The organism is Erwinia sp. (assembly GCF_049696395.1).
Lineage (GTDB): Bacteria > Pseudomonadota > Gammaproteobacteria > Enterobacterales > Enterobacteriaceae > Erwinia.
In genome coordinates this window covers 1-13,662 of record NZ_JBAVTT010000042.1, presented here as the reverse complement: position 1 = coordinate 13,662, position 13,662 = coordinate 1, and the positions used below count along the sequence as shown (strand labels likewise).

The following is a 13,662-nucleotide window of genomic DNA, read 5'->3' as shown; positions in this document are numbered from 1 at the left end:
CTCGTCCATCAACAAAAAGGGGCCTTCGGGCCCCTTTTTGCTGTTCACGGTGAGGGGCATTACCAGCTGATTGAAACAGCAAAGCCCCCAACGTCACGGTTAGCAAAGCCAGCCCGCATCCCGTGGAGCTGAGCGATATTGCTGACGATGGACAGTCCCAGGCCGCTGCCGGATTTTTCCTGGCCCGGAGGACGATAAAACCGTTCGCCAACCCGCGCCACTTCATCCCCATTGACCCCAGGCCCGTTATCCAGCACTTCGATACCGCGTGGTGACAAGATCAGCTGTACGCTTGCGCCTGGCTGGCTGTAACGAATAGCGTTATCGACCAGATTACGCATCATCAACGCCAGCAGCAGAGGGTGTCCCTTTTTGATGACCGGAACCTCAGGAGCCTCAAGACTCAGCTCAATTCCTGCCGCCTGCGCTTTGCTGTAATGATCCACCACAGCCTGCTGTAAAAGCTGTTGCAGATTCACCGGCTGTGTCTCCAGATCCTGCTCACTGTCCAGTCTGGAGAGGGTCAGCAGCTGATCCACCAGCCTTGTCGCTCTGTCGATACCGGCATCCAGATGGGTTAACGCATGGTGGCGCATCGCTTCATCGTCATGGGCCAGTTGAGCCACCTCTGTCTGCACTTTTAGCGCGGCCAGCGGGCTACGCAGTTCATGTGCGGCATCTGAAGTGAAACGCCGCTCGCGGGTAAGCATCTCTGCTATGCGTGTAAACAATGAATTCAGCTCGTCCACTAGCGGACGCACTTCCTGAGGGATCCGATCTTCTCTTAAGGGTGTTTGATCGTTTGGAGAGCGGGTACGCAGCTGACTGGCAATGCGTTTCAACGGGGCCAGCTCATGGGTGATCAGCCACAGCAGCAGGATCAGCATCACTGGCAAGGCAAAGAGCCACGGCCAGAAATTGGTCTGCACAATATCGCGGGTCATATCATCGCGGTATTCCCACTCCTGACCGACCACCACCACATACTGTTGATCCGGCGTACTCAGCCAGACCATTCGCCACAAATCATCGTCGCCTTTCAGCTTGCCGTCAGTAAAGCCGTTGCGCTGATAATGAAAGAGGAAGTCTTTACCGTTATCCCCATCGTTCATCACCATTTTCCCGTCTCGGGTGAATACCGCAAAGGCCAGTGCATCGTCTTCCTGATCCCCGCGATGGTGCTTAACCAGCTTTTTGGTTTTGGGCAGCGTCAGAGGTTCGTGGCTGAGCTGTTCCGGGTTCATCGTTGCCAGTCTTTTGGCAAACAGCATCTGCTGGGTATCAAACAGCTCATTGATCTTATGCCGCGTTTGCCACCATGAGCCCAGGCTGGCAATGCCCCAGCAAATCAGCGTCAGCAGCAGAAAACCCAGCATCAGGCGCAGGCGTAAACTCAGACGATTCAAACCGGTTCTCCCAGTGTATAACCCACGCCGTGGACGGTACGGATAAACTGGCTGCCCAATTTTTTCCGCAAATGGTGAATGTGCACTTCAACGGCGTTGCTGGACACGTCGTCGTCCCAGCCGTAGAGCTTTTCTTCCAGTTGCGCGCGGGTCAGGACTCTCCCCGTATTCATCAGAAACAGTTCGAGCAGAGCCAGCTCGCGGGATTTCAGCTCAAGAGGTTCGCCGTTTAACGTCACGGTATGCGATCCGCTCTCCATCACCACCGCACCATGGCTGAGGACAGGATGAAGCTGGCCGTGCCGACGCCGTATCAAAGCTTGCAGTCGCGCAGCCACTTCGCTTAAGGCGAAGGGTTTGCAGAGATAGTCATCGGCTCCCTGCTGTAGCCCGGTAATCCGCTGTTCAAGCGCATCTCTGGCCGTGAGGATCAGCACTGGCTCATCCTGCCCCTGCTGACGCCACTGACGCAAAATAGCCAGTCCGTCCATTCCCGGCAGGCTTAAATCCAGCACCACGGCGTCATAAGGTGCTGCGCCAAGAGCCGCCAGCCCCTCTTTACCGTCGGTGAACCAGTCGACGCTGAATCCCATTTTTATCAGCCCGGCTTTGATCCCGTCGCCAATTAACCGATCGTCCTCAATGACTAATATGCGCATGATTCATTCCTCAGTGATTACCCGCTTTATACGAAACTGGCAGACCGGTTGTACAGCGCAGATCGCCGGAATTCGCGTTTTATCGGCAATAATAATAAAGATAAGCCTCCCGCAGGACCTCTTAAGAACCTGTTAAGAATCCTTTGCTTTACTAGTTTCCGAAGAGACAAACAAGGCACTCTATTACCTGCCGACCCTCAAAGGAATAAAGGTGACAATGATGAAAAAGTCCGCTGCTTTATTAGCTATTACTGCTCTGGTTTCACTGCCTGTTCTGGCTGCTCAGACAGGGGGATTCGTTGACCCAAATGCCCCAACTGCCGTGGTGCAAAAAGGGGGATTCTCCGGACCAAACGGCACGGTAGCCACGGTAAAACAGGCTCAGGATATGAAGGATGATGCCTGGGTAACGATGCGCGGCAATATTGAAAAGCGTGTGGGTGATGAGGATTACACGTTCCGCGATGCCACAGGCACGATGACGGTTGAGATTGATCATAAGCGCTGGGATGGCCAGACTATTTCACCGCAGGATAAAGTTGAGCTTCAGGGCAAGATTGATAAAGATTTCAACTCGCTTGAACTGGACGTGAAACAGGTTCGTAAAGTTCAGTAATAGGGATCTGCGGCGGGAAGTGATCCCCCGCCGCGATATTTTAGCCTACCAGCGCACTGGCCGCCGTGCGGTGTTGGGCGATCAGCGAAGCAATATCCAGACCAGGAATAACCCCCTCAATCACCCGCCACTTCCCGCCAACCATCACGTAATCAGCCTTTTCAGCGCCACAGAGAATCAAGGCTGCGATGGGATCGTGACTGCCGCTAAAACGTAACTCATCCATTTTAAACAGCGCCAGATCGGCCTGCATACCTGGCCGTAGCTCGCCAATATCCTCTCGGCCCAATAATCGCGCGGAACCTTTTGTCGCCCAGCCGAGCACTTTTTGCGGAGTAATACGCTCAGCGCCGTAACGAAGCCGCTGCAAATAGAGCGCCTGACGGGTTTCGTACATCAGGTTTGAGGCATCATTAGAGGCGGATCCATCTACTCCCAGCCCGATGGTTGCGCCAGCTTGTTCCAAATCCAGCGTTGGGCAGATACCCGAAGCAAGTCGCATATTGGAAACTGGACAGTGGCAAATGCCGGTTCCGGCCGCGCCGAGGCGTTTTATTTCGTCAGCATTAAAGTGAATGCCGTGCGCCAGCCAGGTTCGTGGCCCCAGCCAACCCACCTTGTCCAGATAATCCACGGTGCGCAGGCCAAAGCGATCGAGACAGAATTGCTCTTCATCCAGCGTTTCCGCCAGATGGGTGTGCAACCTGACATCCCACTGCTCAGCCAGCCTGGCACTTTCCACCATAATCTCTTCTGTTACCGAGAAAGGAGAACAAGGCGCAAGGGCGATCTGAATTTGTGCGCCCGCTCCACGCTGGTGGTAACGCTTAATCAGCCGGACGCTGTCTTCCAGAATGTCTTCGCCGCTCTGCACGGTTTGCTGCGGGGGAAGTCCGCCCTGTTCTTCACCAAGGCTCATCGAGCCACGGGTCAACAGCGCCCGCATGCCCAGCTCTTTCACCACCTCAACCTGAACATCAATCGCTTCTTCCAGTCCGTCCGGGAACAGATAGTGATGATCGCTGGCCGTGGTACAGCCAGACAGTAACAGTTCGGCCATCGCGACTTTACTGGCTAACGCTAACGCATCAGGCTTCAGTCTGGCCCAGACCGGATACAGCGTTTTCAACCAGGGAAAGAGCGGTTGATTCACCACCGGTGCCCAGGCTCTGGTTAGCGTCTGGTAAAAGTGATGGTGAGTGTTGATCAGACCTGGCAACACGACGTGCTGACTGGCGTCTTTTATCTCATCGCAGGGTTGGGAAGGGCGTTGGCCCAACGGCAGGATTTCCGTGATGACCTGATCTTCAATAACCAGTCCACCTCGTCCATCGGTGCCTTCAGGGGTAAAAATGGCGAGCGGGTTTTTCACCCAGATACGGTGTGCGGGCATAGCCAGCTTCTCCTTTATAATTAATAAGATAAGCCAGCTCAGTTATACCCTGTCTGCTGATCCAGGGCGCGCTTATGCGCAACGACGTTATTTTTCTGTCGCCAGTCTGCTGTCGGTCGCCTGGCGAACCGCCGTCTCGGTTGGCAGCACCAGGTTCAGCACTATGGCAACGATACCGCCAGCGGTGATAGCCGACCCAAACAGGTTAGCGAACACCTTGGGTAAATGGCTCAGGAACTCAGGCTGGGCTTCAATGCCCAGACCAATGCCGAATGAAACAGCAATGATCATCATGTCGCGGCGAGTCAGCGGCGATTGCGTCATGATGCGAATGCCGGCTGCCAGGACGCTACCAAACATCACCAGCGTGGCGCCACCTAAAACCGCGGGCGGAATTTGCTGGATAATGGCACCAAATGCCGGGAACAGGCCTAATAACGCCAGCAAACAGCCAATCCACATCCCTACATAGCGACTCGCTACGCCCGTCATCTGGATCACGCCATTATTCTGCGCAAAGGTGGTGCTGGGCAGTGCAGAGAAGATGGCCGCCAGCATACAGCTAACGCCATCTGCCAGAATACCGCCCTTTAAACGTCTGACGTAGCTTTCTCCCTCAACGGGCTGGCGGGACAGCAGGCAGTTCGCGGTCAGGTCACCAACGGCTTCCAGAATACTGATGAGTGAAATTAGCGCGATGGGCAGAAACAGCGAGAAATCAAACTGGAAGCCGAAGCGATAAGGCTGCGGAACGGCAATCCAGGATTCAGTAAACGGATGCCAGCTCAGGTTGCCGCTCAGTGCAGCAGCAGCACAGCCAACGGCCATCCCAAGGATCACTGCAGAGAGGCGCAGCCAGCGGTTGCGGGCGTGACTGAACAGCACGATGGTTCCCAACGTCAGCAGGCCCAGCAGCAGGTTTGGCACAGAACCAAAGTTTGCCGCGTTGTGCCCGCCACCCCAGTCGGTGATGCTGACTTTGATCAGGCTGATGCCGATCAAACACACTACGGTGCCACTGATCAGCGGCGTGATAAGATGACGAAGCTGACCCAGAAAGCGGCTCACTATCATCGGAATAAAGGCGGAGACTGTAGTCAGACCGAAAATCATCGCCATGACATCTTCCGGGCTACCTCCCCGACTTTTCACGCTGAACCCTGCCGCCAGAATGACCCCAAGGAAGGCAAAGCTGGTGCCTTGCAGGCAGATCATCCCGGCGCCTATTTTTCTCACCCGGCGAGCCTGAATAAAGGTGCCAATCCCGGAAACAAACAGCGACATGCTGATCAGATAAGGCAACCAGGCATTCAATCCCAGTACGGTGCCAATAATTAACGGTGGCGTGATAATTCCGACCAAACTGGCCAGCACATGCTGTAGCGCGGTAAAGAGGGCGACCGTGGGAGTCGGTTTCTCCTCCAGGCCATAAATCAAATCAGAAGGTTCATTAGCAGACATAACTACACTCCATGGATCGGCAGACTTTGTCTCATGCATGAAACAAGCCAGAGTGCAGCGAATCATCGCTGTGTTTATTAGTTTCTGATATTTAATGTATTTTTATTTTTATTGAATGATCCAAAAGTTTCACTGCTTAATTTCGTGAACGGAAATGGTGCGCTGTAAGAGACGACATGCGCACCAAAATGGCGCTTTCGTACCATTACGCCTGCTGACCTCCGGTAAGGGTAGCGACAAGATGCAGAACCGCAGGGGATCTATCCAACTTTCTCTCCAGAATGGCGCTGGAAACCGCGGTCAGGCTCAAGGCTACTATCCTGCTCATCATCTGGGTTGATGAGGAGTACAACAGGGTGGCGATGCAGGAGCAGAAGAAATATCAGCGTGTTTCTGGCGTTAAATTCGGTCCGGTTGATTTTAACGCCCACCCACGTTTTCAGCCTTAAGCCAAACCCCAGCCAGGCTGCAGCGAAACGTTTCGATGGCGATCACAATTTCGCACTTTGGCGGTTGTTTTCGCCCCTGCCTCTCTTACACTCCGAGTCAGCGAAACGTTTCGCTCTGGAGTGAAAGATGAAAAAAGGCACCTTACTGAATTCTGATATTTCGTCCGTGGTTTCCCGCCTCGGGCATACCGACAGCCTGACAATCGGCGATGCTGGCCTGCCGATCCCGGCTGGCCCACAGCGTATCGATCTGGCGCTGATGAAAGGTATTCCCAGCTTTATGCAGGTGGTAAAGGCCGTGACCGAGGAGATGCAGGTAGAAAGTGTCGTCATCGCGGAAGAGATCAAAACTCACAATCCTCAGCTTCACAGTGACCTGTTAGCCCTGCTCGACTTGCTGCAACAACATCAGGGAAACACCCTTTCGATCCAGTACGTCAGTCATCACCAGTTCAAACAGCAAACCCAGCTTAGCCAGGCCGTGATTCGCAGTGGGGAATGTTCCCCCTACGCGAATATCATCCTGAATGCTGGCGTGACCTTCTGAGGCCATGATGCACCCTTTATTGCAACTGCAAGGCATTGATAAATCTTTCCCGGGCGTGAAGGCGCTCTCCGGTGCGGCTCTGTCTGTTTATGCAGGCCGGGTAATGGCGCTGGTGGGCGAAAATGGCGCCGGGAAATCCACCATGATGAAGGTGATGACCGGCATCTACCCGCGTGATGCGGGCAGCATCAGCTGGTTGGGCAATGAAGTCTCCTTCAACGGCCCCAAAGCTTCGCAGGAAGCCGGCATCGGCATCATCCATCAGGAACTGAATCTGATCCCGCAGCTCAGCATTGCGGAAAACATCTTCCTTGGTCGCGAGTTTGTGAATGCGTTTGGCCGTATCCAGTGGAAGAAAATGCACGCGGAAGCCGACGTGCTGCTGAAAAGACTCAACTTGCGTTTCAGCAGCCACAAGCTGGTGGGCGATCTGTCGATTGGCGATCAGCAAATGGTCGAGATTGCTAAAGTCCTGAGTTATGAGTCGAAAGTGATCGTGATGGACGAACCAACCGATGCGCTGACCGACACCGAAACCGCTTCTTTGTTTCGCGTCATCCGCGAGCTGAAGGCGCAGGGATGTGGAATTGTCTATATCTCGCACCGGATGAAGGAAATTTTCGAAATCTGCGATGACGTGACCATCTTCCGTGATGGACAGTTTATTGCCGAGCGGACAGTGGAGAGTCTGAATGAGGATTCACTGATTGAAATGATGGTTGGCCGCAAGCTTGAAGAACAATACCCGCGCCTGAATAAAGCGCCTGGCGAGGTTCGCCTCAAAGTAGACCATCTCACCGGGCCTGGTGTTGACGACGTGAGCTTCACCCTGCGTAAAGGTGAAATTCTTGGCGTTGCCGGATTGATGGGTGCTGGCCGTACCGAATTAATGAAAGTGTTATACGGCGCAATGCCCCGCACCAGCGGAAGCGTGCACCTCGACGGTAAAGATGTCACCACGCGTTCGCCTGAAGAAGGGCTGAAAAACGGCATCGTCTATATCTCTGAAGACCGTAAACGCGATGGTCTGGTGCTGGGCATGTCGGTAAAAGAGAACATGTCTTTAACCGCGCTGGACTACTTCAGCCACAACGGCGGACGCCTGAAGCACGCTGAGGAGCAGTTGGCCGTTGGCGATTTCATTCAGCTGTTCAATGTGAAAACCCCGTCAATGGACCAGCCGATTGGGCTGCTGTCCGGCGGTAATCAGCAAAAAGTCGCCATCGCTCGCGGGCTGATGACCCGGCCAAAAGTGTTGATCCTCGATGAACCTACTCGCGGTGTAGACGTTGGGGCGAAGAAAGAAATTTATCAGTTAATCAACCAGTTCAAAGAAGAAGGGCTGAGCATCATACTCGTCTCCTCTGAAATGCCTGAAGTGCTGGGTATGAGCGACCGCGTGCTGGTGATGCATGAAGGCCGCCTGAGCGGTGACTTCCCAATTGAACAAGCCACGCAGGAAGTGTTAATGGCGGCGGCGGTAGGCAAGCAACATAGCGTGGAGCTAGCAAAACTATGAGTACCCAAACCCTTCGTGCCAACCGCATCTTCAGCAAAAGCTGGCTGCTGGAGCAAAAATCGCTGATTGCGTTGATTGTGCTGATCGCCATTGTGTCGAGCCTCAGTCCGAACTTCTTCACCGTGAACAACCTGTTCAATATCCTCCAGCAGACGTCGGTTAACGCCATTATGGCCGTGGGCATGACATTGGTGATCCTGACTTCAGGTATCGATCTCTCTGTCGGTTCCCTGCTGGCCTTAACCGGCGCGGTGGGTGCTTCGCTCGTTGGTCTGGAAGTGAATGCGTTAGTGGCCGTTGCGGGATCTCTGGCTCTTGGCGCAGCCATTGGCGCGCTGACCGGAACGATTGTCGCCAAAGGGAAGGTTCAGGCCTTTATTGCCACGCTGGTGATGATGCTGCTGCTGCGGGGTGTGACCATGGTTTATACCAACGGCAGCCCGGTGAACACCGGCTTTAATGACAATGCCGATCTGTTTGGCTGGTTCGGCATTGGCCGGCCGCTGGGCATTCCAACGCCGGTCTGGATTATGGCGATCGTCTTCTTCGCGGCCTGGTACATGCTGCATCACACTCGCCTGGGCCGTTATATCTACGCGCTGGGCGGCAACGAAGCGGCAACCCGTTTATCTGGTATCAGTGTCAGCCGCGTCAAAATTATCGTTTATGCGCTGTGCGGCATGCTGGCTGCGCTGGCTGGCACCATTGAAGTGGCTCGTCTCTCCTCGGCTCAGCCGACGGCGGGAACAGGCTATGAGCTGGATGCTATCGCCGCTGTGGTGCTTGGCGGCACCAGCCTGGCTGGCGGCAAAGGACGCATTATGGGCACGCTGATCGGTGCGCTGATCCTTGGCTTCCTTAATAACGGTTTGAATTTACTCGGTGTTTCGTCTTACTACCAAATGATCGTCAAAGCTGTGGTGATACTGCTGGCGGTGCTGGTAGATAACAAAAGCAGTAAATAACTCTCTCCTACAGGAATTTATGATGAAAATGAAATTGACTGCACTTGCTGTTCTGCTCGGCGTAACCGTCAGCGCTAACGCGCTGGCAAAAGACACCATCGCGCTGGTGGTTTCCACACTGAATAACCCGTTCTTCGTGTCTTTAAAAGACGGCGCGCAGAAAGAAGCGGACAAACTGGGCTACAACCTGGTGGTGCTGGATTCACAGAACAACCCGGCTAAAGAGCTGGCTAACGTGCAGGACCTGACCGTTCGCGGCACCAAATTGCTGCTGATCAACCCCACTGATTCTGACGCCGTGGGTAACGCCGTGAAGATGGCTAACCAGGCTAATATCCCGGTGATCACCCTCGACCGCGTGGCTTCACAGGGCAAAGTGGTGAGCCACGTTGCTTCTGATAACCGTTTCGGCGGTAAAATGGCCGGTGATTTCCTTGCCAAAAAACTGGGCGATAAAGCCAAAATCATTGAGCTGGCAGGCATTGCAGGAACCTCTGCTGCCCGTGAGCGTGGCGAAGGCTTCAAATCGGCTGCCGATGCGCACCATTTCCAGATCCTGGCCAGTCAGCCAGCTGATTTCGACCGCACCAAAGGTCTGAACGTGATGCAAAACCTGCTGACTGCGCACCCAGATGTGCAGGCCGTGTTTGCGCAAAACGATGAAATGGCGTTGGGTGCGATGCGTGCATTGCAAACCGCGGGTAAATCTGATGTTCTGGTGGTTGGCTTCGACGGCACCGCAGATGGCGTGAAGGCTGTTGAAGGCGGCAAGCTGGCCGCGACAGTCGCGCAGCAGCCAGAGCAGATCGGCGTTATCGGCGTGGATATCGCTGATAAAGTGCTGAAAGGCCAGAAGGTTCAGGCGATCAACCCGGTTGATCTGAAACTGGTCACCAAATAATTCAGCACGATCCGCGCCACCTCCTGCAGGTGGCGCCTTATTCTGGACGACACCCTGATGAAAACACCCGGCAAGCTGGCAGTCCTTGGCAGCATCAACGCAGATCATATCCTTAACCTGAACACTTTCCCTCGTCCCGGTGAAACGGTGATCGGCAAGCATTATCAAATCGCTTTCGGCGGCAAAGGGGCAAACCAGGCAGTCGCGGCCGGACGCAGCGGCGCTGATATCGCTTTTATCGCTTGTGTGGGTAAAGACGATATTGGTCAGCGCATTCGCGAACAGCTTAATGAAGACAAAATTGATGTCTCATCTGTAGAAGTCATTGCCGGTGACTCAACCGGCGTGGCGCTGATTTTCGTCAACGCCGAAGGTGAAAACAGTATCGCTATCCATTCCGGTGCCAACGCAGCATTGACGCCGGTAATCGTTGAGAAGCACCAGAAGACTATCGCTGAGGCTGGCGCGTTGCTGATGCAGCTTGAGTCGCCGCTTGAGAGCGTGCTGGCGGCGGCAAAAATTGCCCATCAGCATCAGACTAAAGTGATCCTCAATCCCGCCCCGGCAACCCCACTTTCGGATGAGCTGCTGGCGCTGGTGGATATGATCACCCCTAACGAAACCGAAGCCGAGATCCTGACTGGCATCCACATTGATAACGATCAGGATGCAGCACGTGCGGCGGCGGTTTTACATGATAAAGGCATTAGCAGCGTGCTGATCACGCTGGGAAGTCGCGGTGTGTGGCTTAGTGAACAAGGCCAGGGTCAGCGTATTGCTGGCTTTAAAGTCGAAGCCGTCGATACCATCGCCGCGGGCGATACCTTTAATGGTGCGCTGATTACCGCTCTACTGGAAGATCAACCCATGGCGCAGGCCGTGCGGTTTGCCCACGCAGCGGCCGCTATTTCAGTGACCCGTTCCGGCGCGCAGCCTTCGGTACCCTGGCGTAGCGAAACCGACAGCTTCTTGCAGCAGCAGGGGTAGCACTTGGCCACCATGAAAGATGTCGCAAGGCTGGCGGGAGTATCAACGTCAACCGTTTCACACGTCATCAATAACAACCGCTTTGTCAGTGACGCGGTGCGTGAAAAGGTGACAACGGCGATTTCTCAGCTCAACTACGCGCCTTCAGCCCTGGCCAGAAGCCTGAAACTTAATCAGACCCGCACGATTGGCATGCTGCTGACCGCCAGCAGCAACCCGTTCTATTCGGAAGTGGTGCGGGGTGTTGAGAGAAGTTGCTATGAGCGCGGCTACAGCCTGGTGCTGTGCAATACCGATGGCGATGAAAACCGCATGAACCGCAGTCTGGAGACGCTGCTGCAAAAGCGCGTCGATGGGCTCTTAATTATGTGTACCGAAAGTCACATCCCTTCGGTGGAGATCCTGACGCGTTATCCTTCTATTCCTTCAGTGATGATGGACTGGTCTCCCTTTGAAGGCGGCAGCGACATTATTCAGGATAACTCTCTGTTGGGCGGTGAAATGGCTACCCGACATCTCATCTCCCGTGGATATACGCGCATTGCTTGTATTGCCGGGCCTCAGGACAAAACGCCAGCGCGATTACGCCTTGAGGGATTTCATCAGGCGATGTCTCAGGCTGGCTTGTCCGTGCTGCCTGGCTACATCGTAAATGGCGATCTGGAATTTGAAGGTGGATACAACGCCATGAACCAACTGCTGGCGCTGAATCCTCTTCCGCAGGCCGTCTTTACCAGTAATGATGCGATGGCCGTCGGGGTTTATCATGCTTTGTATCAGGCTGGGTTGTCTGTGCCGCAGGACATTGCGGTGATCGGGTATGACGATATCGAGCTGGCTCGCTATATGACACCGCCTCTGACGACTATCCATCAGCCGAAAGATGAGCTGGGTGAGCTGGCCATTGATACGCTGCTGCACCGTCTGGCTGAGCCCGGTGGCAGCCAGCAACTGCTGGTGCTGACACCGGAACTGGTCGAGCGTGGTTCAGTCGGAGAGCTTTAAGCCGCTTTCTTCTTTTTTTCCCGGTTGCTGATCAGATGCCTTCCGTCGCCGGGTTTCAACATCATAAACACCAGCCCTGAGATCACCGTGACCACACCCATCGTCAGGAACGTGGCGTGGAAGTGCTGAACGGTGGTGCCATCAAAGTTTTCATAGAAGCGCAGCACTGCGGCACTGACGGCCACCCCAAAGCTGATCGCCAGCTGTTGGGTCACTGCCAGCATACTGTTGCCGCTGCTGGCATTCGCATCAGTCAGGTCCGCCAGGGTGATGGTGTTCATCGCCGTGAACTGTGTCGACATTCCCATCCCCAGAACAAACAGGGGCAGCAGCAGGACAATCAGGCCCATCTCCGGCGTCTGTAATGAGAAGCTGGCAATCAGCACGCCGATTATCACGCTAATCCATACCAAGGTTTTGCGGTAGCCAAACCAGCGCAGTACCTGAGTCACCATCGACTTCGCCATAATGGAACCCAGCGCAGTCGGTGCCATCATGCAGCCCGCCAGAATTGCAGAGTAGCCAAACCCAACTTGCAGCATCAGTGGCATCAGGAAAGGAATACAGCCAGTTCCGAGGCGTGAAGCGATGTTGCCCAGTATGCCAACCGAGAAGGTTCGGGTTTTAAACATAGGCAAAGGGATCAGCGGAGTTGGGTAGCGTCTTGCGTGCACTATATAAAGAAGGAGTAAAAGAACACCCCCCAACGTGACCGCCAGCGCGATGCTGGTTGCCACTATCTTCTCGCCAAACAGCTCAATGCCGCTTGAAAGCAGCACCAACCCAACCCCGAAGAGCAGAAAGCCCAGGAAATCGAAACGACGGCGTGGCGTGGTGAAATCCGGCATGTATTTGCGCGCATAGATAATTCCGGCAATCCCCATCGGGATGTTAATCAGGAAGATCCAGTGCCAGGTTGCATAGGTAACCAGCACGCCGCCCAGCATCGGCCCCAAAACCGGTCCAATCAGTCCCGGCATGGTGACAAAATTCAACACCGGTAGCAGCTCGCTCCTTGGATAAGCCCTTAACAGGGCAAGACGTGCAACGGGCATCATCATTGCGCCCCCCACACCTTGCACAACCCTGAAAGCAACCAGCGAGGTTAATGAACCTGAGAGTGCGCAGGCGAGAGAACCCAGGGTAAAGAGTGAGACAGCGACGATAAACACTTTACGGGTGCCGTAGCGATCGGCAAGCCAGCCACTGACAGGAATGAGCAGGGCAACAGTTAAGGTGTAGCTGATTACGGCGGATTGCATCGCCAGCGGAGAGCGGTTAAGACTTTGGGCTATAGCGGGGAGGGCGGTGTTCAGTATCGTGGCATCCAGCGCCTGCATAAAGAAGGCCATGGCAGCGATCCACGGAAGTCCGGCCATACTGCGCGCGGATTTTATCATTTAGCATCCTTTTTTGTGTTCAATGCTGGCAGGGGAAACCTGCAATGCCTAAAGAATAGCATCAGCTGACAGAGTTATATGAAGAGCAAAAGGGCTTTTAAACGGGGGCTTGCTGCAAAAAACAGCGTTAAAAGGGTGTTTTTTCGCCTTTTGGCGAAAAAAGAGGCGGTCAGATCTTTTTTGTTGAGAAACACTTGCGGCCTTCCAGAAATTCCCTATACTGCGCCTCCACTGACACGGAACAACGGCTTACGAGTCACCGGGTCAGAGGTTCAGGAAGCTGAATCGCCAGAGAAAAACTTCCCAAAAAGATGTTGACTCTGAAGGAGGAAAGCGTAATATACGCCACCTCGC

Annotated in this window: 12 protein-coding genes and 1 pseudogene; 8 read left to right on the top strand and 5 right to left on the bottom strand. The window is 54.4% G+C overall.

Features of this window, described 5'->3' with window-relative positions; genetic code table 11:
• Positions 1-59 precede the first annotated feature (59 nt).
• Both qseC and qseB read right to left on the bottom strand, forming a co-directional pair.
• Positions 60-1,406: a quorum sensing histidine kinase QseC gene (gene qseC / locus WCC56_RS05880; protein WP_424691475.1), complete on the bottom strand. Its 1,347-nt coding sequence runs from the start codon at positions 1,404-1,406 to the stop codon at positions 60-62.
• Positions 1,403-2,065, bottom strand: a complete 663-nt coding sequence (gene qseB, locus WCC56_RS05875) for a quorum sensing response regulator transcription factor QseB (protein WP_424691474.1) — start codon at positions 2,063-2,065, stop codon at positions 1,403-1,405. Before qseB ends, qseC begins: the two co-directional genes overlap by 4 nt.
• A 220-nt stretch (positions 2,066-2,285) precedes the next feature.
• Here qseB and WCC56_RS05870 point away from each other — a divergent pair, with 220 nt between their 5' ends.
• Positions 2,286-2,681 (top strand): YgiW/YdeI family stress tolerance OB fold protein, encoded by a 396-nt coding sequence (locus WCC56_RS05870; protein ID WP_424691498.1) that lies wholly within the window; start codon positions 2,286-2,288, stop codon positions 2,679-2,681.
• 40 nt (positions 2,682-2,721) lie between these two features.
• Here WCC56_RS05870 and WCC56_RS05865 read toward each other — a convergent pair whose 3' ends face one another.
• Both WCC56_RS05865 and WCC56_RS05860 read right to left on the bottom strand, forming a co-directional pair.
• Positions 2,722-4,074 (bottom strand): 8-oxoguanine deaminase, encoded by a 1,353-nt coding sequence (locus WCC56_RS05865; RefSeq protein WP_424691473.1) that lies wholly within the window; start codon positions 4,072-4,074, stop codon positions 2,722-2,724.
• Positions 4,075-4,161: 87 nt separating this feature from the next.
• Positions 4,162-5,535 carry a nucleobase:cation symporter-2 family protein gene (locus WCC56_RS05860; RefSeq protein WP_424691472.1) on the bottom strand — a complete coding sequence of 458 codons (1,374 nt, stop codon included), beginning with the start codon at positions 5,533-5,535 and terminating at the stop codon, positions 4,162-4,164.
• Between the two features lie 260 nt (positions 5,536-5,795).
• Between WCC56_RS05860 and WCC56_RS05855 the strand changes: the two are divergent.
• From WCC56_RS05855 to rbsR, 7 genes and pseudogenes are all read left to right on the top strand, one after another.
• Positions 5,796-5,966, top strand: a pseudogene (locus WCC56_RS05855) (thiamine pyrophosphate-dependent enzyme); the annotation flags it as partial.
• Between the two features lie 145 nt (positions 5,967-6,111).
• Positions 6,112-6,531, top strand: a complete 420-nt coding sequence (gene rbsD / locus WCC56_RS05850; RefSeq protein ID WP_424691471.1) for a D-ribose pyranase — start codon at positions 6,112-6,114, stop codon at positions 6,529-6,531.
• A gap of 7 nt (positions 6,532-6,538) precedes the next feature.
• Positions 6,539-8,050 carry a ribose ABC transporter ATP-binding protein RbsA gene (rbsA, locus tag WCC56_RS05845; protein WP_424691497.1) on the top strand — a complete coding sequence of 504 codons (1,512 nt, stop codon included), beginning with the start codon at positions 6,539-6,541 and terminating at the stop codon, positions 8,048-8,050.
• Complete coding sequence (rbsC, locus tag WCC56_RS05840) at positions 8,047-9,015, top strand: ribose ABC transporter permease (protein WP_013200057.1); 969 nt, start codon at positions 8,047-8,049, stop codon at positions 9,013-9,015. The genes rbsA and rbsC overlap by 4 nt, the downstream gene beginning before the upstream one ends.
• Before the next feature lie 22 nt (positions 9,016-9,037).
• Positions 9,038-9,916: a ribose ABC transporter substrate-binding protein RbsB gene (rbsB, locus tag WCC56_RS05835; protein ID WP_424691470.1), complete on the top strand. Its 879-nt coding sequence runs from the start codon at positions 9,038-9,040 to the stop codon at positions 9,914-9,916.
• 57 nt (positions 9,917-9,973) lie between these two features.
• Positions 9,974-10,903, top strand: a complete 930-nt coding sequence (gene rbsK / locus WCC56_RS05830; protein WP_424691469.1) for a ribokinase — start codon at positions 9,974-9,976, stop codon at positions 10,901-10,903.
• A gap of 3 nt (positions 10,904-10,906) precedes the next feature.
• Complete coding sequence (rbsR, locus tag WCC56_RS05825; RefSeq protein WP_424691468.1) at positions 10,907-11,908, top strand: ribose operon transcriptional repressor RbsR; 1,002 nt, start codon at positions 10,907-10,909, stop codon at positions 11,906-11,908.
• Here the strand turns inward: rbsR and mdtD are convergent.
• Positions 11,905-13,308 carry a multidrug transporter subunit MdtD gene (gene mdtD / locus WCC56_RS05820; RefSeq protein ID WP_424691467.1) on the bottom strand — a complete coding sequence of 468 codons (1,404 nt, stop codon included), beginning with the start codon at positions 13,306-13,308 and terminating at the stop codon, positions 11,905-11,907. The two genes, rbsR and mdtD, sit on opposite strands and share 4 nt — an antisense overlap.
• Between the last annotated feature and the right edge of the window lie 354 nt (positions 13,309-13,662).

Excerpts from the sequence above, each read along its gene's own strand:
- qseB (WP_424691474.1), bottom strand. The coding sequence starts at position 2,065 with ATGCGCATATTAGTCATTGAGGACGATCGGTTAATTGGCGACGGGATC.
- WCC56_RS05870 (WP_424691498.1), top strand. The coding sequence starts at position 2,286 with ATGAAAAAGTCCGCTGCTTTATTAGCTATTACTGCTCTGGTTTCACTG.
- WCC56_RS05865 (WP_424691473.1), bottom strand. The coding sequence starts at position 4,074 with ATGCCCGCACACCGTATCTGGGTGAAAAACCCGCTCGCCATTTTTACC.
- WCC56_RS05860 (WP_424691472.1), bottom strand. The coding sequence starts at position 5,535 with ATGTCTGCTAATGAACCTTCTGATTTGATTTATGGCCTGGAGGAGAAA.
- rbsD (WP_424691471.1), top strand. The coding sequence starts at position 6,112 with ATGAAAAAAGGCACCTTACTGAATTCTGATATTTCGTCCGTGGTTTCC.
- rbsA (WP_424691497.1), top strand. The coding sequence starts at position 6,539 with ATGCACCCTTTATTGCAACTGCAAGGCATTGATAAATCTTTCCCGGGC.
- rbsC (WP_013200057.1), top strand. The coding sequence starts at position 8,047 with ATGAGTACCCAAACCCTTCGTGCCAACCGCATCTTCAGCAAAAGCTGG.
- rbsB (WP_424691470.1), top strand. The coding sequence starts at position 9,038 with ATGAAAATGAAATTGACTGCACTTGCTGTTCTGCTCGGCGTAACCGTC.
- rbsK (WP_424691469.1), top strand. The coding sequence starts at position 9,974 with ATGAAAACACCCGGCAAGCTGGCAGTCCTTGGCAGCATCAACGCAGAT.
- mdtD (WP_424691467.1), bottom strand. The coding sequence starts at position 13,308 with ATGATAAAATCCGCGCGCAGTATGGCCGGACTTCCGTGGATCGCTGCC.